27 protein-coding genes are annotated in these 23637 nt (G+C 44.0%); 14 read left to right on the top strand and 13 right to left on the bottom strand.

From position 1 onward, the window contains the following. Positions 1-11: 11 nt before the first annotated feature. From Y697_RS08305 to Y697_RS08290, 4 genes are read left to right on the top strand one after another with little or no spacing between them, the layout of a single operon-like run. Positions 12-890, top strand: a complete 879-nt coding sequence (locus Y697_RS08305; RefSeq protein WP_121551168.1) for a carbohydrate ABC transporter permease — start codon at positions 12-14, stop codon at positions 888-890. Further along, entirely contained in the window at positions 887-1705 is an 819-nt protein-coding gene (locus Y697_RS08300; protein WP_121551167.1) for a carbohydrate ABC transporter permease, read from the top strand. The genes Y697_RS08305 and Y697_RS08300 overlap by 4 nt, the downstream gene beginning before the upstream one ends. Positions 1706-1717: 12 nt before the next feature. After that, positions 1718-2599: a glycosidase gene (locus tag Y697_RS08295; protein WP_121551166.1), complete on the top strand. Its 882-nt coding sequence runs from the start codon at positions 1718-1720 to the stop codon at positions 2597-2599. A 4-nt stretch (positions 2600-2603) separates the two neighbouring features. Beyond that, positions 2604-3554: a glycoside hydrolase family 130 protein gene (locus Y697_RS08290; protein WP_121551165.1), complete on the top strand. Its 951-nt coding sequence runs from the start codon at positions 2604-2606 to the stop codon at positions 3552-3554. A gap of 27 nt (positions 3555-3581) precedes the next feature. Here Y697_RS08290 and Y697_RS08285 read toward each other — a convergent pair whose 3' ends face one another. Genes Y697_RS08285 through trpS form a run of 4 tightly spaced genes read right to left on the bottom strand, consistent with a single transcriptional unit; the run spans position 3582 to position 6541 of the window. Then, positions 3582-4262, bottom strand: coding sequence for a pseudouridine synthase (locus tag Y697_RS08285; RefSeq protein WP_259462397.1), 681 nt, complete (start codon positions 4260-4262; stop codon positions 3582-3584). Next, positions 4222-4866: an SMC-Scp complex subunit ScpB gene (scpB, locus tag Y697_RS08280; RefSeq protein ID WP_121551163.1), complete on the bottom strand. Its 645-nt coding sequence runs from the start codon at positions 4864-4866 to the stop codon at positions 4222-4224. The genes Y697_RS08285 and scpB overlap by 41 nt, the downstream gene beginning before the upstream one ends. Then, positions 4863-5555 carry a ScpA family protein gene (locus Y697_RS08275; RefSeq protein ID WP_121551162.1) on the bottom strand — a complete coding sequence of 231 codons (693 nt, stop codon included), beginning with the start codon at positions 5553-5555 and terminating at the stop codon, positions 4863-4865. Before Y697_RS08275 ends, scpB begins: the two co-directional genes overlap by 4 nt. A 2-nt stretch (positions 5556-5557) precedes the next feature. Further along, complete coding sequence (gene trpS, locus Y697_RS08270) at positions 5558-6541, bottom strand: tryptophan--tRNA ligase (protein ID WP_121551161.1); 984 nt, start codon at positions 6539-6541, stop codon at positions 5558-5560. Positions 6542-6684: 143 nt separating this feature from the next. Here trpS and Y697_RS08265 point away from each other — a divergent pair, with 143 nt between their 5' ends. Continuing rightward, complete coding sequence (locus Y697_RS08265) at positions 6685-7278, top strand: DUF4897 domain-containing protein (protein WP_121551160.1); 594 nt, start codon at positions 6685-6687, stop codon at positions 7276-7278. Then, entirely contained in the window at positions 7271-8026 is a 756-nt protein-coding gene (locus Y697_RS08260; RefSeq protein ID WP_121551175.1) for an NAD-dependent protein deacylase, read from the top strand. The genes Y697_RS08265 and Y697_RS08260 overlap by 8 nt, the downstream gene beginning before the upstream one ends. Here Y697_RS08260 and prmC read toward each other — a convergent pair. Genes prmC through Y697_RS08235 form a run of 5 tightly spaced genes read right to left on the bottom strand, consistent with a single transcriptional unit; the run spans position 8001 to position 11640 of the window. Further along, a complete protein-coding gene (gene prmC, locus Y697_RS08255) occupies positions 8001-8834 on the bottom strand; it encodes a peptide chain release factor N(5)-glutamine methyltransferase (protein ID WP_121551159.1) in 834 nt (277 codons plus the stop codon). The genes Y697_RS08260 and prmC overlap by 26 nt on opposite strands. Next, positions 8831-9133, bottom strand: coding sequence for a metal-sulfur cluster assembly factor (locus Y697_RS08250; protein WP_121551158.1), 303 nt, complete (start codon positions 9131-9133; stop codon positions 8831-8833). The genes prmC and Y697_RS08250 overlap by 4 nt, the downstream gene beginning before the upstream one ends. Before the next feature lies 1 nt (position 9134). Beyond that, complete coding sequence (locus tag Y697_RS08245) at positions 9135-10157, bottom strand: SurA N-terminal domain-containing protein (RefSeq protein WP_259462393.1); 1023 nt, start codon at positions 10155-10157, stop codon at positions 9135-9137. Further along, the gene (gene mazG / locus Y697_RS08240; protein WP_121551157.1) at positions 10154-10939 is read right to left on the bottom strand and encodes a nucleoside triphosphate pyrophosphohydrolase; all 786 of its coding nucleotides are present in this window, start codon (positions 10937-10939) and stop codon (positions 10154-10156) included. The genes Y697_RS08245 and mazG overlap by 4 nt, the downstream gene beginning before the upstream one ends. Continuing rightward, a complete protein-coding gene (locus Y697_RS08235) occupies positions 10936-11640 on the bottom strand; it encodes a ribonuclease HII (protein WP_259462392.1) in 705 nt (234 codons plus the stop codon). Before Y697_RS08235 ends, mazG begins: the two co-directional genes overlap by 4 nt. Positions 11641-11817: 177 nt before the next feature. On the opposite strand from Y697_RS08235, the gene Y697_RS08230 reads away from it, so the two are divergent. The 7 genes from Y697_RS08230 to Y697_RS08200 all read left to right on the top strand — a co-directional run bounded on the left by Y697_RS08230 (position 11818) and on the right by Y697_RS08200 (position 17703). Continuing rightward, a complete protein-coding gene (locus Y697_RS08230) occupies positions 11818-12276 on the top strand; it encodes a MarR family winged helix-turn-helix transcriptional regulator (RefSeq protein ID WP_121551155.1) in 459 nt (152 codons plus the stop codon). Between the two features lie 17 nt (positions 12277-12293). Next, positions 12294-12959, top strand: coding sequence for an OstA family protein (locus tag Y697_RS08225; protein WP_121551154.1), 666 nt, complete (start codon positions 12294-12296; stop codon positions 12957-12959). A 14-nt stretch (positions 12960-12973) separates the two neighbouring features. After that, positions 12974-14242, top strand: a complete 1269-nt coding sequence (serS, locus tag Y697_RS08220; RefSeq protein WP_121551153.1) for a serine--tRNA ligase — start codon at positions 12974-12976, stop codon at positions 14240-14242. Next, entirely contained in the window at positions 14243-14929 is a 687-nt protein-coding gene (locus Y697_RS08215; protein ID WP_121551152.1) for a 16S rRNA (uracil(1498)-N(3))-methyltransferase, read from the top strand. A 12-nt stretch (positions 14930-14941) separates the two neighbouring features. Beyond that, positions 14942-15868, top strand: a complete 927-nt coding sequence (locus tag Y697_RS08210; protein ID WP_121551151.1) for a 1-phosphofructokinase family hexose kinase — start codon at positions 14942-14944, stop codon at positions 15866-15868. A gap of 94 nt (positions 15869-15962) precedes the next feature. Continuing rightward, positions 15963-16670 (top strand): DUF4332 domain-containing protein, encoded by a 708-nt coding sequence (locus Y697_RS08205; protein ID WP_121551150.1) that lies wholly within the window; start codon positions 15963-15965, stop codon positions 16668-16670. Positions 16671-16815: 145 nt separating this feature from the next. Then, positions 16816-17703 (top strand): AraC family transcriptional regulator, encoded by an 888-nt coding sequence (locus tag Y697_RS08200; RefSeq protein WP_121551149.1) that lies wholly within the window; start codon positions 16816-16818, stop codon positions 17701-17703. Positions 17704-17742: 39 nt separating this feature from the next. Here the strand turns inward: Y697_RS08200 and Y697_RS08195 are convergent, their stop codons facing one another. From Y697_RS08195 to Y697_RS08180, 4 genes are all read right to left on the bottom strand, one after another. Next, positions 17743-19083 carry a cyclic 2,3-diphosphoglycerate synthase gene (locus Y697_RS08195; RefSeq protein ID WP_121551148.1) on the bottom strand — a complete coding sequence of 447 codons (1341 nt, stop codon included), beginning with the start codon at positions 19081-19083 and terminating at the stop codon, positions 17743-17745. Positions 19084-19236: 153 nt separating this feature from the next. Continuing rightward, positions 19237-19425, bottom strand: coding sequence for a hypothetical protein (locus Y697_RS08190; RefSeq protein WP_121551147.1), 189 nt, complete (start codon positions 19423-19425; stop codon positions 19237-19239). Between the two features lie 5 nt (positions 19426-19430). Next, a complete protein-coding gene (locus tag Y697_RS08185) occupies positions 19431-20507 on the bottom strand; it encodes a ThiF family adenylyltransferase (protein WP_121551146.1) in 1077 nt (358 codons plus the stop codon). A gap of 359 nt (positions 20508-20866) precedes the next feature. After that, positions 20867-22597: an ABC transporter ATP-binding protein gene (locus Y697_RS08180; protein ID WP_121551145.1), complete on the bottom strand. Its 1731-nt coding sequence runs from the start codon at positions 22595-22597 to the stop codon at positions 20867-20869. A 207-nt stretch (positions 22598-22804) separates the two neighbouring features. On the opposite strand from Y697_RS08180, the gene Y697_RS08175 reads away from it, so the two are divergent. Continuing rightward, entirely contained in the window at positions 22805-23359 is a 555-nt protein-coding gene (locus Y697_RS08175) for a flavodoxin domain-containing protein (protein WP_121551144.1), read from the top strand. Positions 23360-23637: the final 278 nt, after the last annotated feature.

The following is a 23637-nucleotide window of genomic DNA, read 5'->3' as shown; positions in this document are numbered from 1 at the left end:
GGTGATTTACTGTGAGGAAGAGATTGAAAACCATCGACGCAATAAAAGGCTGGTCTCTGTCAGGCGGATATCTCATATATACGGCAATTTTTTGGGGATATCCGTTTGTCTGGCTGGTAATTCTTGCCCTTTCAAAATGGAACTACTTCACCCCCAGAAAATTCGTCTGGTTTGAGAATTTCGTAAGGTTGTTCCAAGATGAGCTCTTCTGGAGGGTCGTACTGAACACCTTCAACTTCATGCTGTATTTCATTCCGATGGTTCTCGGTCTCTCCTTGCTTTTTGCTCTTGGCTTGAAGAGAGTCAAGCTATTCCGAACATTTTTCATACTCGCATTTCTCGTAGCAAATGTCTCCTCCGGAGTTGCCTATTCTATAATCTTTCAGAAATTGTTCGCAATAAACGGTCCTCTTAATGAGCTCACAAGAGCCTTATTTGGAATCACCATTCCCTGGTTTAGCAGTCCTCAACTGGCCACTCTATCTATAGCTGCGATGGTGACTTGGAAGTTTATCGGTTATTACGGCCTTATCCTCTTTTCCGGGCTTCAGGCAATCCCCGAAAGTCTCTATGAAGCGGCAGAACTGGATGGCGCAGGGAAAACAACCAAGTTCTTCAGAATCACTCTGCCTCTCATTAATCCCTCTTTAGTTATGGTATTAGTTCTTTCTCTTACCCTTACTTTCGGGATATTCACTGAACCCTTCCTAATCACTGGAGGTGGTCCAATGAGGACTACATACACGTTTCAGATGCTGATATACACCACCGCATTCCAGAAGATAAATCCCGGCTATGCCTCATCACTGGCTATAGTTGTGGCCTTACTAAGCTACGGATGCGTCATACTGACTAGGAAGCTTGTTGAGCGGGAGGTGGAAATTGTATGAAAAAACTTTCTACGATTATCCTCTACATTGTTCTCTTTGCCACCTCAATTGTATGGATCTATCCATACGTTTGGATGCTATTATCATCGTTCAAACCGACCAACGAGATTTACGGCGGATTTCTTCCAAGTCAGTTCACTTTCGAGAATTACAAGTTCATACTGGAAGCTGCCGACAAAATGGAAAGGCCCTTCATTCAGGCTCTTGGCAATTCTATTTTCATATCGGTAACCGTCACGTTGGGAGTACTAGTAACCTCGGCTCTAGTCGGTTTCGGACTATCCAGGCTGAGTTTCAAAGGAAGAAATGCAGTATTCAATTTCATAATCTTTCAAATGATATTCCCGGGATTTCTCTTCATTGTTCCTTTATATGTCCTTATAAGGAATCTCGGTCTCATTGACACCAGAACAGCTCTCATACTTCCTTCACTCGTATCTGCCTGGGGAATATTCATGTTCACACAGTCCTTCAGAGCAGTACCTAACGAGTACCTAGAAGCGGCCAGAATGGATGGAGCAAATGATCTATGGATAATCACCAGGGTTTTAGTTCCACTTGCAAGTTCAACTGTATCGATCGTAGGTCTCTTCACTTTCATCGGAATATGGGATAATTTCATGTGGCCTCTGATTGTTGTGAGCGACTACACAAAGATGCCGCTTTCAGTACTTCTTGCAAGCTTCAATATGCAGTACGGAAGCTATCTGGGTCCGGTCCTTGCAGGTTCTGTACTTCAAACTATGCCAATGGTAGTAATATTCCTGGTGTTCAGAAAGTACTTCCTTCAAGGAATCTCTATGTCATTGAAATAAGGAGTGAAAGTTGTGATCAAACTAAAAAGGCACCCGTTAAATCCTCTGTTTTCTCCGATATCGCAACATCATTGGGAATCCAAATATGTTTTCAACTGCGCCGTTATAAAACGGCAAGGGTTGTTTCACATGATTTACAGGGCTCAGGGCGAAGATATGGTATCGAGAATGGGATACGCCGTTTCACTAGATGGACTCAGATTCAACCGTTTTGAAAAACCCGTCTTCACTCCCGGAAGTCAGTGGGAACTCTACGGTGTTGAAGATCCCAGGTTGACTGAGCTGGAAGGAAAAACCTATATGCAATACACCGCATACTCACCTCAAGGGATTAGAATATCAATGGCTTCGACTATTGACTTTCTTCGGTGGGAACGTTACGGCGTAATAATTCCAGATATCGACAACAAAGATGCAGCGCTCTTCCCAAAGAAGATTAGGGGTCGCTATGTGATGTTCCATAGAATTGAGCCAGACATGTACCTGGCATATTCAGATGATTTAGATACATGGTCGAAATTCACTTCCATCGCAGGTCCCAGAACAGGTAAGTGGGACAACCTGAAAATTGGAGTAGGTGCACCTCCAGTTGAGACCGAATACGGATGGCTTGTACTTTACCATGGTGTTGAAAATACCCCTAGACCAACTTATCGACTTGGCTTTATGGTTCTGGATCTAGAGAACCCCGAGAAAGTTATAAAGAGAAGCGATGAACCAATTCTTGAACCTGAAGAAGAGTGGGAAATCTTTGGAGGTGTTCCCAACGTTGTCTTCTCCGACGCGATGGTTGAGCATGAAGATAACTATTTCATCTATTACGGAGCGGCAGATAACCATATTGCCGTCGCAACAATTGAGAAAGAGGCTGTGTTTGACTGGATAAGGAGTTGATCATATGAAAAGACAATTGATATTGGTATTTCTCTTCCTGGTTTCATTTGGATGTGCAGTCTCTATAAAGTTTGAATCGCTTTATAATATTGAAAGAGCTTCTACTCTTCCTTTGCTGATGCCACAAGGTATTGAATGGGAAAGCAAGGCCGTATTCAATCCGACTGCCATAGTTGTGGATTCAACAGTGTATCTGCTGTACAGGTCTGAAGACTGGACGGGAACAGGTAGATGGCACGGCACATCCAGGATAGGCATGGCCAAGTCGGAAGATGGGTTTGAATTTTCACGAAATGATCTTCCCCTGATATCTCCCACTGAGCCATACGAAATCCCAGGTGGATGTGAAGATCCCCGTATAGTGAAGATTGAAGAACTCTACATTCTCACTTACACAGGATATGACGGTGGGAAAGCGAGACTATGCATCGCTACATCAACAGATTTTGTTGAATGGGAAAAGCAGGGACCGGTCTTTGAAGGTGATACATGGTCAAAGTCCGGTGCGATTGTACCTGCAAAGATTGATGGCAAGTATTTCATGTATTTCGGCGATTCCTCTATTAAGCTCGCTTACTCCACAGACCTGAAGAACTGGACTATCTATCCCCGACCAGTAATGGAACCAAGACCGGGAAACTTTGACAGCAGGTTGATCGAGCCAGGCCCAACTCCAATAATCACTGATGAAGGAATATTGTTGATCTATAACAGTGCGGATTTTTCGACGATCTACAGACCCGGAGCTGCCCTGTTTGATATCAATAATCCCAGGAAACTTGTAAGAAGGACGGACAAACCTCTTGTTGAGCCGGAACTTTCCTGGGAAAAGCAAGGTCAAGTTCCGAACGTAATTTTCATTGAAGGGGCGGTAGTCATGGAAGAAAGACTGATTCTTTACTACGGAGCAGCTGACACTTACATTGGTGCGTTCGTTGTCGATCTGAGCAGCTGAAGAGAAAGACCCTGCCAGTATATGCAGCTAAAGGTTCTTGTTGACTTTTCCGGGGGTCCTCTTCTGGGCCCCTTTGCTTAGCAAATCAATTTCCTTCCGGCTAAGTCTCTTTACATCGCCAGGATTAGGAACAAGAGATATACCCAATGACCCGATTGATACTCTGACAAGGCTCACAACTGGTTTATTGAACACCCTAAAAATCTCTCTTATCTCTCGTTTATGGCCCTCATAAATCGTAATAGAATACTTCGAAAAGTTTCTTTCACTTCTTAGAAGCCTTATCTTTGCGGGAGAGGTTTTGAATCCATCGTTAAGAGTGACTCCAATCTTCACTGCTTGGAGTTCGCTATCGGCAAGAATCCCCTTTACTCCCGCAACATAAGTTTTTTCTATCTCCGAAGCAGGATGAGAAACAAGATTTGCAAGATCGCCGTCGTTTGTCATCAATATGAGACCACAGCTGTCTTGATCTAGCCTTCCCACATGAAAAACCCTCTCCTTAATCTTTCCATTAATTAAGTCTGTAAGCGTTTTTCTTCCTCGATCATCGCTCATGGCGCTGAGATATCCAATGGGTTTGTTGACTAAATAGACTACCTTCTCTTCGCTGGAAAAACTCAGTCTGCTTCCGTCAAGAAGTATTTGAGAAGATTCAGGCGTTACATCAAGTCTCGGATAAGTTTCTATCCTGCCGTTCAATTTCACTCTCCCGTCCAAAATCGCTTGCGTTGATTTTCTCCTCGACATTCCCGTTATCTGTGAGATTATCTCGTGAAGTCTCAAATTTATCTTCTCCCTCGCCGAAAGCCAACCCTTGAACGATCTCTGCAAGATCGTCAACCTGAAACAACTCGTAGAATCGAGAACTAACTTTGTAGAGGTAAGGCCTCCCGGGCAACTTAGACTTTCTCTTTCCGATGAGCCCCATTTTCGATAGCTCTAGAAGCTGGGACTGCGAAGAACGTCCCCTAACAAGCTCAACATCATTCCTGGTTAGCGGACCTTTGATGGCTACAATTGCCAGAACTTCCATCTGAGTGTCTGTTATGCTTACAAGAGGCCTTACCGAAATTTGACTCACATATGACTGAATCGATGCCTTCGTATAGAACCTGAGCTTTCCATTGACTGACTTGATCACAACACCGTGTTCATGACCTTCATATTCTTTTTCAAGTTCTTCAAGAAGCAACATAACCTGACTAAGCTTTATCCCAATAATCGAGGCTATTCGTGAAGGCTCAATTCCACTCTTTGCTGAAAATATCAATGCTTCCATGACGGCCTTCTTTGTTAATTCCTCGCTCACGAAACCTTCCTCCTGAGAGTGAGAGGTTCTACGGTGTCAAGATAATACCTGTTCAGTTTTAGCAACTCAAGAACTGCCAGAAAGGAAACGATAATCTCTGATCTGCTTTCGAGACTCATTAGGAATTTGTAAAGCTCTATCGTTTCATAGAGTTGCTCAATCTGCATCATTCTATCTTCAACGTTTACGCTTTCCGAGACTATTGTATATACCCTCTCTCTTAGCACAGTTTCTTTTAGTATTGCCTTGAACGCTTCTGTCAATTCATCTGGAAGATCTTCCTTTCTTTCTCTATCTACAGTTGGCCTCGCGGTTGCCCTTTCATAGCTGTATGCATCATACAGCTTTACCCTAAATTCCTTAGACAGGTCCTTCAGAGCCTTATACTCCTCGACTCTCCGGTAAAGCTCCTTCCTCTGGTTGTCAAATACTTCAGCCTCGTTGTTACTGATTCTGGGAAGCAGAGCTTTCGATTTCATCTCCATTAGGGTTGAAGCCATAACAAGGAAATCCGAAGTCACTACCATGTCAAGTGATTTCATTTTATTTACATGCGTGATGAACTCATCTGCAATAACTGTGATAGGTATCAAACGAATATCCACCCGGTGTTTCCTGACTAGATAAACCAGTAGATCAAGTGGTCCTTCAAATTCTGGAAAACTGAAGACCAGTTCAAGCTGTTCCATGGTCACCACCCCAGCTTCGTTGCTTCAAGAACTTTCTTCATTGTCTCCTTTGCCACTTCTCTAGCCTTTCGATTTCCATCTTCAATTATTCTGGAAAGCTCTGAAGTGTTCTCCTTGAGATATGACAGTCTTTCCCACACAGGAGATAGTTTGGCGACAAGGTTTCTCTGAAGTACCCTCTTGCATTCAAGGCACCCTATATTTGCCGTCTTGCATCCTTCAACAACCCATTCTTTTTCTTCATCAGATGAAGTGAAGGCTTTGTGATAGTCCCAAACCGGGCATTTCTCAGGATCTCCAGGATCATTTCTTCTCTTTCTTGCAGGATCTGTCATCATTGGAGCAATCATTTTCCAGAGCTCTTTCTCATCTGTATCTATAAGAATATAGTTTTCATAGCTCTTGGACATCTTTCTGCCGTCCGTCCCAGGAAGCTTGGGAACTTTTGCCAGAATAGGCTCAGGCTCTGGAAAGACCTCGGCAAATTGGTTGTTAAATTTCCTGGCAATCTCCCTGGTAAGCTCTACGTGATATATCTGATCCTCTCCAACTGGAACTCCTGTGGCAAGATACATTAGAATATCTGCGGCCTGAAGAACTGGGTACAGCAAGAATCCACCACTTGATAGATCCCTGTTTGCTATCTGTTCCTTCTGATCCTTGTAAGTGGGAACACGCTCTAGCCTAGAAACAGATACAAGCATTGAAAAATAAAGGAATAGCTCCGCATGTTCCTTTATTGCAGATTGAATGAACAGAACCGACTTCTCCGGATCAAGACCAACTGAAACATATGTTCTGATGATGTCGAGAGTCCAGTCGTGAAAACTAGAAGTTGCATCAATGTGAGAAGTAAGACCGTGCCAGTTTGCCACGAAGTAGAAACATTGATTCCCCTGGTCTTGCAGTTCCTTCCACTTCTCTAGAGTGACAAAATGCCCCAGATGAAGTCTGCCAGTGGAGCGCATACCGCTTAGAATTCGCACTGAAATCCCTCCAAACCGAAACACAGAAATATAAATGCACTAGCTGATCGTTGATGGCAACCACAAAGGGCCACAATGTATTTTAGCACAGAATGATGTTATCATATTCTCAGGGCAATCTAATAATTATTGGGAGGTTACAAATGAAATTCAACACCCTTCTTATCATACTTGTTGTTGTTATGGTTGGAATGACTGCAATAAACATGTTCATGGCATTTAACAACAGACTGGATATAGATACCTTGTCATCCAACAGCAACTATTCATATGACTACGAGGGCCGGGCTACACTTGATATCGAAACCGAGATAATTTTCAACAAACCCAGCCAGATGACACAATTCCTTGAACAATACGATAAATCTCAGGAAGAACAACTGACAGATTTTCAGGAATCAATGAACCAGTTCGCGGAGAGCTTCAGCAGACAGATGTTTGTTGAGGACTTTCAATCTACGGCTACGGTTCTTGGTTCAAACAGAGTGAAGGTAATTGAACACGCTGTCATTTCAGGTTTTGCAGCCGTTGAGGACGGTGTAGTAAATACTGACATGGGAGAGATGGAATTCGATCTGACTGGTGAAGCTTATTCGCTGACAGTCTCGCTGCCTCTCGATGCAACGATAATTGGTGTAGACCCCGCCCCCACGTTCTCTGCAGATGAAAATGTCTTCGTTTGGACCGATACAGGCAAGACAAACTTTCCGAAGATTCAATTTGCAAGAGGTGAGTAGCGTCAGCCAAGAAGCCGATTTGCTCATTTCCCTGATAAGAGAATCAGCAAACACCTCGGTACTTACTGGTGCGGGCGTTTCCGTTGCAAGCGGCATTCCAGATTTTAGAAGCCCTGGGGGTCTTTACAGTAAAGTCTCACCAGCTATTTTTGAGATAAGCGCATTCATGAAGGACCCTGCCGGATACTACAAAGTGGCAAAAGAGAGAATCCACACGATGGCAGACGCCAAACCCAATGCAACTCACATTCTCTTGGTGAAGCTTCAGAAAATGGGGTTAATCAAAACGATAATAACTCAGAACATCGATGGTCTTCAACAGAAGGCCGGGGCAAAAGAAGTGGTTGAACTGCACGGGACAGCCTCTTTGTTTGATTGTATGAAATGTGGAAAGGAATTTGACAGGACAGAGCTTGAACTCGTTCTACAAAGAACCGATGTCCCTAAATGCAGTTGCGGTGGTCTGATAAAACCAAGAATCGTCTTTTTCGGTGAGATGCTTCCCGAAGATGCAATCGAAAAGGCAGAGGAAGCTGCGCAAAACTGTAATCTCTTTCTTGCTATGGGCTCTTCACTGATGGTGTATCCGGCTGCTCAGTTTCCAGTTATTGCCAGATCTTCCGGTGCAAAAGTCGCAATCATTAACAGGGAAGAGACGGGTCTAGATTATCTTGCTGATCATCTCTTCAGGGTCGAACTGGAAAGGTTTTCATGCCAAGTTCTCAATCTTCTGGATGAAGAATCATGAACCGGTAGTTTCCCAAGAAGTCCTTCCTGAACTCGTAGCAGTAACCTCGCAGGTCTCGAGCCAGCCCTATAAGCCCTTCAGTCTCGTATTGCGATATTTCGAGGTAGACTCTCTTTCCGAAGGGTAGATGTCTGAAGAACTTCCTGTAGAAGTCGAGACCATCCTCTCCTCCATCCAGCGCAATCCGAGGTTCATGGTTTCTTACGGCTAAATCCAGAGAATTCATGTCGGTTGTCCTAATATATGGAGGATTAGAAACTAGGACTTCCACATGTTCTAGAAAAGAATCTAGCCCTTCTATGTTGTTTGCCTCAATGAACTTTATGTTATGAATGCCATTTCTCTTGGCATTTTCCTCTGCCAGTGCAAGGGCCTCTTTCGAAATGTCTGTCGCGTAAACAATCGCGGAAGGAATATGACTGGCCAATGCACACGCTATCGCTCCGCTTCCCGTTCCTATGTCGGCGAATACTCTTGAACTGTTTTCACTGGCAATGACAATCTCAACCAGCTCCTCTGTCTCGTTACGGGGAATTAAGACGCTATGAGAGAGCTTTAGTCGAATACCAAGGAAATCTCTGAATCCCAGCACATAATCTATCGGTTCTCCACTTGCAACTCTCTCCACCGCAGCAAGATATCTATTGGCCAGTGGATACTCGATTTCTTCAGTATTCTTGAGGATAATGTCGGCTCCACTCAGAGATAAAAATTCCTTCGCAAGCAGTAACACAACAAAGCGGGAATTATCAATTCCCGCCTCGGCTAGTTTCTTCCTGGATATCTCCGCTAATTGCTGTAATCTCAAATTCCTAGCATCTTTCTTACGTCGTCACTCGCCATCTCAGGTGTCCAGGGTGGGTCGAAGGTAAGTTCCATTTTGACATCACCGATCCCTTCGATCTCGCTCACTTTTCTTCTTGCATCTTCGAGCATAAGCCCGGCCAAAGGACACATAGGCGTCGTCATTGTCATTTTGACTCTGACATCGTTGTTTTCTTGAACTTCTACACCGTATATCAATCCGAGGGAGACAATATCAAAACCTATTTCGAGATCGTACACTTCGCCCAGAGCTTTCATGACAGCTTCTTTTGTCACACTCAATCTACTCTCCTCCATCAGTATCGTAGTATCTCTCTACAACAGCTCCTTCTTTGAAAGCTTTGAATTCCTGCTCCTTCCATATTCTCCAGAGCAAGTCCTTCTTCTCTGCAATCAGAATTTGCCGTATCTCTTCCCTTACGTCATCAATGCCCTGAGCGCCGGCCGGAGAATATGACTCAAGATAAATAACAGCATATTTGTTGTCAAGAGTCACGACCGAAGAAAGCAACTCGCCATTAGTCGGTTTGAAGAGAGATTTCACAACCTCGGGATTCAGATTCTCAATCTCCTGTCTCGTGAAACTCCCCGACTGAACTTCAGGAAAGGTATCGAGTACAGAAGCAGGATTAGCATCCCTAGATGCCGCCTTCCATACCGAGTAGGCTTCAGAGAAAGAATCAAAAAGTAGCACTTTTAGATTGGCCCTTTCCTCCTCAATTGCATACCTGGAGGAGTTGGCCAGATAGTACTGCTCAACTTCCTCTTCCGTAACAGTTGCATTTTCAGTAACAGCTTCATAGAGACCATTAAGAACCTCTTTGTAGGCCAAATCTCTAACCACTTTCGCCTCATAGGAACTCAGCCCATCGATGTACCCTTTGAGAATGTAGAAAAGATCCGCATCTGTCTTTTCAATAGCTAATTCTGTGAGAGTATCCATGATTGATTTGTTGACAACGCCTCTCAGAACCTCGGTGTCGGCTTCTATTCCAGCTTCCCTAGCATACTGAATAATAAGCGTCTCTTCGATCAGAGCCTCCAGAGAATTTCTTTCGTATTCCTCCAGTAATTTCTGGCCGGCTTCAGTATTCAGAAGCATCTCTGAAAAGAGAGGGTCAACCTCTTCAATCCTCTTTGATATCTCAGTATAGTTGGGCAAAACTTTCGAAAGGAAAGCATCCATGGTGATAACCTCGCCATTTACCTTGGCGGCTATCCCACTTTCAGATAACTCCTCTGTCTGTGCAAGCGCTGTTACAACAAATAACATAATCATCAGGGCAGCGATTAGCAGCTTCTTCAATTTGTACCCTCCTTCGCTTTTTCCCACAGGTGATTGAGCTCATCTATGGTCATGCTTTCAATTTCCAGACCGTACTTCTCAATATGACTCTCCATATCTCGAAAACGGTTCACAAATTTCTCAGTTGATCTCTTTAAAGCCAATTCAGGATCCACATCAAGGAATCTCGATAGATTTGCAATCGTAAAGAGAAGATCTCCGACTTCCTCTTCAATTTTCTTCTTATCCTTTCCCTTTATAGCACAGTCTAGCTCTTCTATCTCTTCGTTTACCTTGTTGCGTGGGCCGCTTATCTCATCCCAATCAAAACCTACGACCGAAGCATTCTCCTGAACCCTACGAGCCAGACTCAGTGCCGGAAGTGCCTTGTTGATCTTACCAATAGAGGAACTCTCAGTTGAGTCTACTCCCTTTTCCTTCGCTTTTATTTCTTCCCACTGGCGATAAGAATAACCCTTTGAATCGGAAAAGACATGGGGGTGCCTTCTCACGAGCTTATCTATTAGTAACCTTACAACATCCGTAATCGTGAAGGCCTTTCTCTCAGCAGCAATCTGTGAATGAAATACTACCTGAAGAAGGATATCACCAAGCTCCTCGGCAAGCTCTTCGTCATTTCCACCATCTATGGCATCAAGCACCTCATACGCCTCTTCAATCAAATATGGTCTAAGTGTCTTATGAGTCTGTGCTATATCCCATTCACAGCCTCCTGGAGATCTCAGTTTCTCCATTGTCTCAATGAGTCTTATCCATTCGCTTTCCTCAAATGTCCTTCTCAATTCTTGACCTCCATTGTAGCTAACCCTGCTCTAAAAAGCCTTGCGCTACTTACTTCATTTTCTTCTGACCATCGCGATACAAGTTCCTTGGGAATCAATTCTCGAATCGGCCTGTAAGTTAGTCTGTGCCAAGTTGTCGGTCCAAATTTTCTCAGAGCATTAAGATGCATTTCAGTACAATAACCCTTGTGCCTTCTATAACCATACTCAGGATACAATGAATCGAGAGAATCCATAATCCGATCTCTAAACACCTTTGCAATTATTGAAGCACTGGCTATCGATGCGCTTTTTTGATCTCCACGGACGATGCACTCGCCCTTCACATCCAATTTCAGCCACTTTCCGTCAACGATTACATAATCTGGCCTCTCAGAAAGAACGCTCAGTGCCCTGTTCATTGCCAGCCTGGTGGCTGCAAAGACGTTGAAGAGATCTATCTCTTCAGGCGACGAAAGCCCTATACCTATTATGGAGTTCTCGATTATTCTTTCAAACAACGATTCTCTAATTCTTCTGCATAGAGCTTTAGAATCGTAAACCCCTTCCACTGGATTAAGAACAATAACTGCAGCTGCTACAACGGGACCGGCAAGAGGACCTCTTCCGGCTTCATCTACACCCGCAACTATCTTGTGATCTACTCTGTAAGCGGCATCAAATCTAACAAGTTTAGTATACTCTTCTTCAGATAATTTCATACTGAAATTATACATCACCATTTCATTGGCTTCAGCACACGATACGAACGCCACAGAACTAGAGTAATGAACGTAAGCAACCTGAGAATCAGTCTTAACCGCGGTAAATATGATGATATAATCTCTTGAGTAGTACCGTTTTCTGTCAACCAATACAGAGGGTTTGGAGGTGTAGTGATGTCCGTAAATGAAATCAAAAAGGAAGACGCTGCAATTCTTGAGAAGAATCTTAGAACGATTTCTACGAGGATTAGAAGGGAAGGAAGAAAGGTTCTGAGGGACTTCCCGATCACTCCGGCCCAATTCGATGTCCTTCAGGTTCTTTTCTTCAATGGAGAAAAGAGGATGAGTGACATCAGTCGCTGGCTTGGAATTACCAAGAGCACAACAACGGGTCTTGTGAAAAGGCTTATTGATGCTGATTTGGTAGAACGAAGACGTTCCGACAAAGATAGGAGATCATTCATAATCGACATTTCCGATTCCGGAAGAACACTTATAGAGAAAGTTATCGATAGAAGAGTAGAGTACCTGAAATCGGTAATGACTGAAATAAAGTCCGATCAGGTAAAGGCTCTCGAGGTAATTGTCAAGAATCTTTTAGAGATAATGGACTCTAAGAAAGCAAACGAATAATCGTCTGGAGGTAGTTTATGAAGAGAAAGAGTGTTATTATAATTGGACTAATTTTTGTTTCCCTTGCAGCAACAATCTTTGCCAGTACAGTAAGAATAAAGGGAGACACAGTCCTGGGATCTCTGCAGAAAGAGGTCTTCACTTTTATTGGAAATGTCTTCATTAACAAGGACGGAGAGATTTACGTTGAGACTCCACTGGCAACTGCGACAAAGGGTACTACTGATTGGGAGAGTTTTGTCACTGAAGGCGAAACCTTTGTAAGATTTCAGACTGGTGAGGCGACCTCTTCATCGCTTGACTACAATCTTGAGAACTCAACCGGTACATTGCTTGAAGATGTTGAAGCCATAATTTACTCAAAAGAGGATGATGGTAAGGACATATATGTTTACAGGACCGAGATCCTCAATTTCGATCAGAAAACAGAATACTATGAGGGTTTCGCAAAGGAAACAAAGGAGGCAACACCCAACCTGATTTTCATTGACTACAAAGGCGATCTCAATGTTGATACACTCTACTTCGAGTATTTTGGAGATACGGGGCTCCTTAATTTGAGAGGAAATGTCTTTGTTGACGATTTCAAGAACAGTCGAAAGATTTGGGCCGCTGAACTGATATACGACACAAATGATGACTCATTTGAAGGAAAAGATGTTGAGATAGAGCTTGTTTTCTAGCAGGAGGAAAGAACATGATTGATGTAAGGTTGATTAGGGAAAACTCCGGAATTTTGAGGAGAGCTCTTGAGCACAGGCAGATGACCTCAGAGCTGTTGGATGAGATCGTTGATATGGAATCAAAGAGGAGAGAGGCGCTGCTGGTAGTTGAACAAAAAAAGGCCGAGAGAAATAGCATATCTTCGGAAATTGCCCGCGCCAAAGCAATCAAAGATGAAAAACTTGCTCTTTCGCTTATGGAAAGAGCGAAGGAGGTCTCATCCGAGGTCAAGGAACTTGATAACCGAACTTCTCAGATAGAAGAAGAACTGAAAAATAAGCTTCTCTATCTTCCCAATATTCCATCATCGACAACACCCGTTGGCAAGAGTGAGGAAGATAACGTCGTCGTTAGGAAGTGGGGAGAACCGAGAAAGGTCGACTTTGAGATCCGACCGCACTGGGATTACGGGCCGGAAACTGGTCTTATAGACTTTGAAAGAGCCGCGAAAATTTCTGGAGCGAGATTTATAATCCTCAGAAGGGATCTAGCAAGACTTGAGAGGGCAATTGCCAATTTCATGCTTGATCTACATCACTCTAAGGGATATGAAGAAGTTGCTCTTCCTTTCATGGTTAAGAGGGCTACAATGCAGGCAACCGGCCAGCTCCCAAAATTCGAGGACGAAGCCTACAGAATCGATCCCGACGATATGTTTATGATACCTACGGCAGAAGTGCCTCTTGTTTCGCAGCACATGGACGAGATTATCGAAGGAGATCTACCTAAGAAATACACGGCTTACAGTGCATGCTTCAGGAGAGAGGCAGGATCGTACGGAAAGGATGTTCGTGGAATGATAAGAGTACACCAATTTGACAAGGTTGAGCTTGTCTGGTTCACCCGTCCCGATGATTCTTACGATGCGCTTGAGAACCTTACGGCCGATGCTGAAGATGTTCTTAGGAAGTTGGAACTTCCTTACCGGGTAGTTGCTCTTTGTACTGGGGATATCGGATTTGCCTCGGCCAAGACCTATGATCTTGAAGTTTGGTTGCCTTCTTACAGCACTTATAGAGAGATTTCTTCCTGTTCAAACGTTGAGGACTTCCAGCCAAGACGAGCCAACATAAGGTTCAGAGACAGTGACAACAAACTGAAGTTTGTACACTGTTTAAATGGCTCGGGACTGGCCGTTGGAAGGACCCTGGTAGCAATAGTTGAAAACTACCAGAGAAGTGATGGAAAGATTGATGTGCCCAAAGCCCTCGTACCATACATGAGGCAGGAGGTCATTGGTTAGTTGCCCAATGCTTTCTTTGTTCTGCCCGAAGACAACAGAGTCATTCTAGACAGCAGTGAAACCATACATCTGAGAGTGACTAGAGCAAGCCCTGGTGACAAACTAACGGGCATTGATGGCAAAGGTACCATTTACAGATTTCTTCTAGATGAACTTGGGAAATCATCTGCCTCGGGAACTATTATTGGGCGTGAGCATGTCGAGAAAGACGGTAAGAGTATTACTGTAGCCGTGGCAGCGACAAAGTGGCCACGGCTTCATATTTTGATAGAGAAAGCAACCGAATTGGGAGTCGACAGAATCGAATTGTTCAATAGCCTTAGGTCGGTTTCAAGAGTTGATGAAAGTAAGCTGAATAAGTTTAATGCGGTCGCAAGGGAAGCGGCCAAGCAGAGTGTTAATCCTTACATTCCCGAGATTACTGTATCCCAGACACTTCTTCTAGAGGGATCATATAACCTGCTTCTGGAATTCGGTGGCAGGCCTCTAGCAGAAGTAGAAAAAGAACTTGCCGTTGAAGAAAAACTGCGATTGATCGTAGGACCAGAAGGGGGCTTCGCGCCGGAGGAGATAAAAGACGCTTCGACCCGATGTACGCCCGTTTCATTGGGAAGAAGGACTCTAAGAGTCGAGACAAGCGTAATTGTAGTGCTCGGAATCATCAACTATCGTCTCGGCAGGATGTAGGAGGTGTAAATAATGATTTTCTCACTTACTTTGAATGCAGCGCTGGATAGATTCTTGTATACAGACGCTCTAATCGAGGACGATACGGTGAGGGTAGATAGAGTAAAAGATTACCCTGCAGGCAAGGGTGTCGACGTATCACGTGTGATAAATGAACTGGGAGGCCATTCAGTCGCTATTGCCTTTCTTGGAGGTCATACCGGAAAGGTAATAGAAGAGATGCTCGATGATGAGGGAGTCGTTTATGCAACGGTAAGAAGTGAAGAAGAAACAAGGACCAACATTCTCGTCCAGACGGGAAGCGGTCAATACAGAATGAGTCTTCCAGGTCCGGTAATATCCGTCAAGGAAGTCTACAAACTTTACAAAACAATCGACATACTTTTGAGAAAGGACGACTATCTCCTTTTGTGCGGAAGCATTCCGGAAGGAGTAAGCAGCAATATCTACGCACAACTCTGTTCAAGGATGAGGAACATTGGAGTCAACGTTTACATCGATTCCGACAAGGAGCCTTTCTCCAAGGGGGTTGAGGCCAAGCCAAGAGGAATAAAGCCAAATATTCACGAACTTCAAAGGCTGCTCAATCGAGAGCTAATCGGAGAGGCGGATTTCAGAAAGGCAATTTCAGAAGTGTCGAGCAGGTATTCAGTCGAGGAAATTCTTCTGACTATGGGAGCCGAGGGAGCGATTGCATCAGTGAGTGGGGAGTTCTATCGTATTCGTGTACCTGAAGTACCTGTCAAGAGCGCGGTTGGCGCAGGGGACTCTTTCCTGGCGGCATACTGCATGTACAGAGAACTTGGCGAGACGGCAAAAACTGCATTGAAAATGGCTGGTGCCGCCAGTTCAGCTGCCGTCATGACGCCCGGCACAGAGCTTTGTAGATTCGATGACGTGATGAGTCTTGCTTCGAAGATAACTGTAGAAGCACTGTAATTAATACATTGTTTGACTATGTTCATTTGGGTGGCTAAGAAGGTCTATTCTCCAGATCGTTTAGGCGTTTTCTCTTCGCAAGGGATGTGATTGGATGATAAAAGAGGAAGATTTCATAGCCTTCTTGAAGAGTAAAGGTAAGAGTGAGAATGTTATCGACTTGATGTTGTCTGGAGTTGCATCTTTTGAGAGATTCCTTCTTGATTCGAATGAGAAATCAATTGAAGAGGCAGAAAAAGAGGATATTGAAGGCTTCGCAAAATCGAACTACAATGACAAAGCCCGCCTGAAGCAACAACTGCGTAGCATAGCACAGTATTTCTGTTTTCTTTCTGAACCTTCACTTGCGAAATACGCCTCGGAACTTCGTGAAAAAGAAATTGCAGCAAAGAGGAAAGGCATGAGACTAGATAGATTCTCCGGGTACGACAGGACAATAGTGGAAAAACTCGCGAAAGAGGGCATATTTTACACCTATCAAATGATCGCAGCCGCAGGTTCGCCTGAGCTGAGAGAAAGCCTGGCTGCACGCACCGGAATTGAAATGGAAAGAATACTTGAATACCTTAGACTCTCGGATCTTTCGAGACTAGGTGGAATGAAGGGAGTTAGGGCGAGGCTATACTACGACGCTGGAGTAGATACCCTGGACAAACTTTCTAACTGGAACCCTGAGGAACTTAGGACGATGCTTGTCGACTTCGTCAGGAAAACGGGCTTCAAGGGAATACCTCCTCTGCCGAAAGAAGTAAGCAGCACAATAGAAGCGGCTAAGAAGCTTGAAAGGCTTGTTGACTTCTGATGTTGCCGTGATTAACGGTGTCGTTCAGTCGGAATTGTTTTTGGATTGACTCGGCTTAGAAGAAACTCCATCATGATTCTTTCGATCAAAAACAAGCCCGTCCATACTTGTATAATCTTTAAGACGATTATTGCGAAGGTGGAGGATGTCCAGAGACACTTCTTTGAAAGAGGATTACATCGATTGTGTGAACTCCGTTATAGATTACATTGAGGAGCACCTTTCATCCCCGATAACTCTCGACGATCTTTGCTCAGAAATCTTCTACTCATCAGTTCATCTTCAGCGAATCTTCTTCCACACTGTTGGCGAGACGATAGGCCAGTACCGCAAGGGTAGAAGGTTGAGCGTGGCTGCCGACAAACTTGCTACAACCTCGATGAGTATTCTGGAGATCGCCCTGCAGTTAGGCTATGATTCGCAGGAATCATTTACCAGAGCATTCAAAAGCAGATACTACTTGACGCCTGGCAAGTATCGCAGGCTTGAACTCCACTTCACCGTCACTCAGAAAAAGAGACTGTGCAAAAAAGACCTGATAGGTCTCAAGGGAGGAATAAGAATGGAACCAGAAATCATCCACAAATCGGCATTCAAAGTCATTGGTTTGAAGTACTACGGAAATGATCCGGCGAACAACTGCCCGAAACTCTGGAGAGATTTCATGGAGAGGCATACCGAGATCGACAATGTCATATCGGCGAAGGAAAGCTACGGGCTGATGTGCACAGGTGAAGAGGACTTCATAGACGGCAAGTTCGACTACATAGCCTCTTTGGCCGTCTCGACTCTGGAAAGAATCCCGGAGGGAATGATTGGGGCAGAAGTACCTGAGGCAACCTACGCCGTTTTCACTCACAAGGGAGAGCTTGACTCACTGCAGGATACTTACGAGTACATCTATGGAAAGTGGTTTCAGAATTCCGAGTATGAACCGGTCGGACTGAATGAGTTTGAACTGTATGATGAAAGATTCACAGGGAAAGAAGATTCTGAGTTTGACATCTACATACCGATAAAGAAGAAGAGATAAAAGAAGGGGACTGGATTATCCAGTCCCCTTTTTGCCGATCTACAATATGTTGTGTTCCTTAAGGAAGTCTTCTATTATCTCTTCTAGATCGGGCTTCCCTATCTCCTGAAGCTCATAACCGATTCTTACGGCAGGTTTCTTTATGTCGATTACCCTTCTCAGGTCAATCGGAGTACCAATTATTACAAGATCTACGTCGGCCTTGTTTATGGTATCCTCTAGCTCATTCATCTGCTTTTCGCCATATCCCATGGCCGGAAGGATTTGATCCAGGTGGTTGTACTTCTCATATGTTGAAACGAGTGATCCTACTGCATAAGGCCTTGGATCAACTATCTCGGATGCGCCAAACTTCTTTGCTGCTACCCATCCCGCACCGTACTTCATTCCACCGTGGGTCAGGGTCGGGCCATCCTCTACGACGAGAACTCTCTTGCCCTTTATCTCGGACGACTTGCCTCCCTCAATTGTTATCGGTGAAGCGCCGTCAACTACAATGGCGTTGGGATTGAATTTCGCGATATTTCTTCGGACGATGTCGATATCTTCTGGAGAAGCCGTCTCCTCCTTGTTGATAACAATTACATCAGCCATCATTAGATTCGTGAATCCCGGGTAGTATGTAGTCTCGTGACCGGCTCTATGAGGATCGGTTACAGTTATATACAGATCTGTCTTATAAAATGAGAAATCATTGTTTCCGCCGTCCCATATTATTACGTCTACATCCTCTTTTTCGGCTTCTCTGAGGATCGCTTCGTAATCGACCCCGGCATATATAACGGCATTTCGATCTATATGGGGTTCGTATTCCTCTCTCTCTTCGATAGTGCATTCGTGTTTATCCAGATCTGAATAATCGGCAAATCTCTGGACCTTCTGCTTCACAAGATCTCCATAAGGCATCGGATGTCTGATAGAGACAACCTTCTTACCCTTGGCTCTCAGAATGTCGAGCACTCTTCTGGTTGTCTGGCTCTTTCCACAACCCGTCCTAACTGCGCAGATAGAGATTACCGGTTTCGAGGATTTAACCATTGTCTTGCTGGGTCCAAGTAGAATGAAATCCGCACCGTGCGCGTTCGCTATTGCCGCCCTCTCCATGACATATTGATGTGGAAGATCGCTGTATGCGAGAACGACCTGATCGATCTTGTGCTCATCGATCAATTTGCCGAATTCCTCTTCCGGAAGTATCGGAATGCCATTTGGATAGAGTCTGCCTGCGAGTTCCGCAGGATACTTTTTTCCATCGATTCCAGGAATCTGTGTCGCCGTGAAGGCTACTACTTCGAACTCTTCGTTGTCTCTGTAGTAAGTGTTGAAGTTATGAAAGTCCCTTCCAGCCGCACCGAGAATCAAAACCTTTTTCTTTTCCAATTTCTCCACCTCCATATATATTTCAACTATCCATTAGAATTCTACATTCAAGAGATGCTCCCTACAAAAAAACCTAATTCCGCCACGAAACGATAGCGATCAAAAGAAAGCACTATATGTTCTTATGCGCAAGTATGCGTCGGTATGCGCCATTTATCCTCCGTTAGCAGCACTGATTATTAGAACTCTCGACTTCACCGGGATCATCTCCTCTTTCCTTACCAGTCGGCCATTCACCATAACCAGAACGGAGACCCGCCCAAGTCGAGTCTCCTTTATCAGTTCACCGTAACTCAGATCTCTATCGAAATTCCACTTCTTGTCTCCGTAAACAACTTCCAAAAGAGTCACCTCTTCGCTAACGAACAAACGGGACAGTCTTCCCTACGTTCAACAGTTATCTCTTCGAATCTGTGTTTTTTCAGATCGAACCAGAAGATTTTGCCTTCGTAATTTCTGTTATTAAGGTAACTCGTAACCAAAGCCGCTTCTAGCAACCCGCCAAAATAAGTTGTAAATGCCAGAATGCCTCTGGAAGCCTCTGTGTCTATCCTGTTGTCTCCCATGAAACATCTGTAGCACGGTGTACTTCTGTCTCTTAACATAACATATCCGCTAGATCCTTCAACTCCCGAATCGACAAAAGGAATACCATTACGATAACAAGCATCATTAATCAAATATCTCGTCTCAAAATTGTCAACACAGCTAACAACAATATCCGGCCTCTCCGACTTGATAGAAACCGGATCGAATTCTCTCTCATAGATCTTGGCCCTTACCCCACAATAGTAAGTAGACAACTTTCGCTCAAGAACGCTGGCCTTTGAAAGACCCACATCTCCATAATCGTACAATATTTGTCGGTGCAAATTGTTAAGCTTTACCTTTCCGGGTTCAATGATGCAAATATCATCGATACCGTTATCTAGCAAGGTCTTTATTAAAGGACTTCCTAATCCTCCAGCGCCAACGACCATTACCCTTCCCTTTCGGGAGATTTTCTCGAGATTCACCGGAAGCCCTTTGACGGAAGTTGTACTTGAAACCTCATTCATAAACCAGAAAAAAACTATTCCGGCAATTACCGGCGAAAATATTATCGGCAGAGTATGTGGAAAGCTTACGATTTTCTTCCCATCATCTTCCGAAATTCTTATTTCATCTCCATCTCTGAACTCCATAGTCTCTTTCTGCCTGTAGATCAAAGGTGAGTAAAACGGAAGGATTCTTTGTCTTGGAAAATCTCTAGTAATACCGGAAAGACCGCTCCTTATCAACAATTCCGCTACCATCTCTTCCATCTTACCCGAGAGTCCGCCGAATGTCTCCTCTGACAGTCGCAGAAGGAAAGATCTTGTCACTCCCTCAACCAGCAGCTGCCGTTCATACCATCTGAAAAGAAACTCCCTTTCAATATCCATAGGCATCCCTCCAAGGAACTCCGGCTGCATCCAAGTATAACAAATAAACCTTAATGGACAATCTGGAAGCCATAATTGCCGAGGTGGTGAAAAGCAATTTCTCCAAACCGGGAGTTCTAGTTAGCGGGAAACGGTGCATTGACTACAACTCTTCGAATCACTTCTAGAAGGAAGACTCTACCCATCAGCACTGTCAAGTCGTATGCATCTTGCTACCTCGGATCAGCTGAAAAGGTGAGAAGTCGCCGAGAGAACTTTCTTCGCAATTCGTTTAGAAATATCACGAAAAGACTCCTCGAAGAATCTGTCTCAACTGCACTCAGTCTACCCGACAGATACTCGAATATGGGAAGAAGCGATCACATATCGGGTATATAGCCCTTAAATTGCGCTCTGTAAAGTCTTGCATAGTGTCCGCCCTTCTTAAGAAGTTCATCGTGGCTACCTCTTTCGATTATCCCTTCGCTGGTTATCACAACTATCTCGTCGGCATTCTTTATAGTCGAAAGTCTGTGGGCAATTACAAGGGTCGTGCGTCCCTTCGAGAGAGCTTCAAGAGATTCCTGTATCTTAAGTTCAGTCTCATTGTCCAGTGCAGAAGTAGCTTCATCAAGGATTAGAAGGGGCGGATTCTTCAAGAACACTCGGGCAATCGAAATTCTCTGTTTTTGTCCTCCGGAAAGCATAACGCCTCTTTCGCCGACATATGAATCGTATCCGTGTTCTAGGCTCAGAATGAAATCATGGATGTTTGCTCTTTTGGCTGCTTCAATTATTTCTTCATCTGATGCGTCGCCCTTACCATAAGCAATATTATCCCGAATACTTCCTGCGAATAGAAAAACGTCTTGCTGAACAATCCCAATTTGGCTCCTCAACGAATTCAGAGTAACATCACGAATGTCTGTTCCATCTATAGTAATCTTTCCGCTCGTGACATCATAGAACCTTGGAATCAGGTGACAAAGCGTTGTCTTTCCTCCTCCTGAAGGTCCGACAAGAGCGACCATTTTTCCTGCAGGAATATGGAGGCTAATATTGGAAAGGACGTTCACTCCGCCCTCATATGCAAAAGATACTTCTTCTACTCTGATATCTCCCTTGGCATCGGTTAACTCAATCGCATCGGGAGAATCAGTGATGCTGGACTTAGTCTCCATTATCTCCACGAACCTCTCAAAACCAGACATGCCGTCTTCATATTGCTGTGCAAATTGCATAAGTCTCCTTATCGGCTGCAGAAAAAGATCAACGTAGAGAAAGTAGGCAACAAAACCTCCAACAGTTATCTCACCAGAATAAGTCAGGTAACCTCCAAATGCAAGAACAGTTACTTTGAGCATGTTCATCATCAGATCTATACCGGTAGTCATTTCTGCCATCGATTTGAAAGCGAACTGCCTTGATTCTTTGAACTCCTGGTTCCCAAGATCGAACTTGTTTTTTTCGAACTCCTCATTGGTAAATGACTGAGCTACTCTAATTCCTGAAATGCTGTTTTCGAGCTGTGCGTTGACGTTGGCTATTTTCTTCCTCACTAATCTGAATGCCTTTGCCATCTTTTGTCTCTTCTTGACGCCATACCAGATCATGAAAGGAATATAGGCAAAAACAACTAGAGTTAACCTCCAGTCATTCTGCATTAAGATCAAGAAAGCTCCAACCAAAGTAACAGTCGAAATGAAGAGATCCTCAGGACCATGGTGCGCAAGTTCCGTAATTTCTCGCAGATCGTTCACTATCCTAGACATAATCTTTCCGGTTCTGACTTTGTCAAAATAGCTAAAGGACAACGTTTGAAGATGAGAAAAGATATCCTTCCTCATGTTGTATTCCATTCTTACCCCCACAACATGACCCCAATAGTTGACCACATAGTTGAAAACGGCTCTCAGAACAAAGAGCAGCGCCATAACTACTGCGATAATGACAATCCCTCTCATATTCCCGGAAGGTATATAGTTATCGAGCGCTAATGTAGTGAACCTGGGAAATACCAGATCAATTCCCGCAATCATGAAAGCACAAGCCATATCAAGTATGAATAGCCTTAGATGTGGCCGATAGTAGGCTATGAATTTTCGAATCATCGCAAGCCTCCTTAGTAAGGTAAGCGTCTCAATTCTACATTAGAATCCTCTAGATAACAAGTTTCCAAGCGATAACTGTTAGAATGAAGCCCTCCTCGGAGTCTGAAGTTCGGGGAATCAGTTTGAGATTTGCATTGATGAGCCAACAGTGAAATCTACTGCTAAAATTAATAGGCATATCTATGCAAGTCATAAGGGAGGAATAATGTGTCAGAAGTAGTTGTGCTATACAAGACCAAGTATGGAAATTCAAAAAAGTATGCAACCTGGATTGCCGAAGAAGTTGGAGCAGAAATTTTTAACGTTGATGACTTCAATCCTGATAATCTCCATAATTACGACGTTATTGTCTATGGGGGATCGTTATACGCCACAGGCATCATTGGACTGCCAAGAATTAGAAAGAGCATAGAGACTCTCAAGAATAAAAAAGTGATCGTCTTCTCTGTCGGTGCGTCTCCGGCAAAGCCCGAAGTAATTGAAGATATCAAGACGAAGAATTTTTCCCTAGAAATGGCTAGCTTCGTGGAATTCTATCATCTGAGGGGAGGTTTTGACTTCAAGAAGTTGAAGCTCAGAGACAAGATCCTTATGTCCATGTTGAAGATGAAACTGGAGGCTAAGAAGAAACGAGGAGAAGAACTAACCGATGATGAGAAGGGTATGCTTGCAGCATACAGGATTGCGGTTGATTTCACCAGCAGGAAGGCAATTGAACCAATTGTCGAAAGTGTCAGTAGATTTCTTGAAAAGAAAGACTGAAGAATTGAACTTGTTGAGGGAAAGTCGCTTGGGAATCTAAAGTGAGTCAGACAAATTGACTGTCAATTCGTCAAGTCTAGACACAAAGGGGCAACAAAGGTTGAATTCCCGGAAGACGATTGCCTTTCTGCAATCAATTCGCACCTTTTACAGCTCTTATTGTGAAAACTTCATAGTGAGTTGTAGTATGATGCTGATGAGAGCTACTTGAAAACGTCTATCAAGAGGAAAGATGGAGGTTTTCGCCACTTGAACCATCCAAGTAATTCAAATGGTTC

This window comes from Mesotoga sp. BH458_6_3_2_1 (assembly GCF_003664995.1).
Lineage (GTDB): Bacteria > Thermotogota > Thermotogae > Petrotogales > Kosmotogaceae > Mesotoga.
This window is presented reverse-complemented; position numbering and strand designations above follow the sequence as displayed.

Excerpts from the sequence above, each read along its gene's own strand:
- Y697_RS08300 (WP_121551167.1), top strand. The coding sequence starts at position 887 with ATGAAAAAACTTTCTACGATTATCCTCTACATTGTTCTCTTTGCCACC.
- Y697_RS08290 (WP_121551165.1), top strand. The coding sequence starts at position 2,604 with ATGAAAAGACAATTGATATTGGTATTTCTCTTCCTGGTTTCATTTGGA.
- Y697_RS08275 (WP_121551162.1), bottom strand. The coding sequence starts at position 5,555 with ATGGAACAGCTTGAACTGGTCTTCAGTTTTCCAGAATTTGAAGGACCA.
- Y697_RS08265 (WP_121551160.1), top strand. The coding sequence starts at position 6,685 with ATGAAATTCAACACCCTTCTTATCATACTTGTTGTTGTTATGGTTGGA.
- Y697_RS08235 (WP_259462392.1), bottom strand. The coding sequence starts at position 11,640 with ATGAAATTATCTGAAGAAGAGTATACTAAACTTGTTAGATTTGATGCC.
- Y697_RS08230 (WP_121551155.1), top strand. The coding sequence starts at position 11,818 with ATGTCCGTAAATGAAATCAAAAAGGAAGACGCTGCAATTCTTGAGAAG.
- Y697_RS08225 (WP_121551154.1), top strand. The coding sequence starts at position 12,294 with ATGAAGAGAAAGAGTGTTATTATAATTGGACTAATTTTTGTTTCCCTT.
- serS (WP_121551153.1), top strand. The coding sequence starts at position 12,974 with ATGATTGATGTAAGGTTGATTAGGGAAAACTCCGGAATTTTGAGGAGA.
- Y697_RS08210 (WP_121551151.1), top strand. The coding sequence starts at position 14,942 with ATGATTTTCTCACTTACTTTGAATGCAGCGCTGGATAGATTCTTGTAT.
- Y697_RS08205 (WP_121551150.1), top strand. The coding sequence starts at position 15,963 with ATGATAAAAGAGGAAGATTTCATAGCCTTCTTGAAGAGTAAAGGTAAG.
- Y697_RS08200 (WP_121551149.1), top strand. The coding sequence starts at position 16,816 with ATGTCCAGAGACACTTCTTTGAAAGAGGATTACATCGATTGTGTGAAC.
- Y697_RS08185 (WP_121551146.1), bottom strand. The coding sequence starts at position 20,507 with ATGGATATTGAAAGGGAGTTTCTTTTCAGATGGTATGAACGGCAGCTG.
- Y697_RS08180 (WP_121551145.1), bottom strand. The coding sequence starts at position 22,597 with ATGATTCGAAAATTCATAGCCTACTATCGGCCACATCTAAGGCTATTC.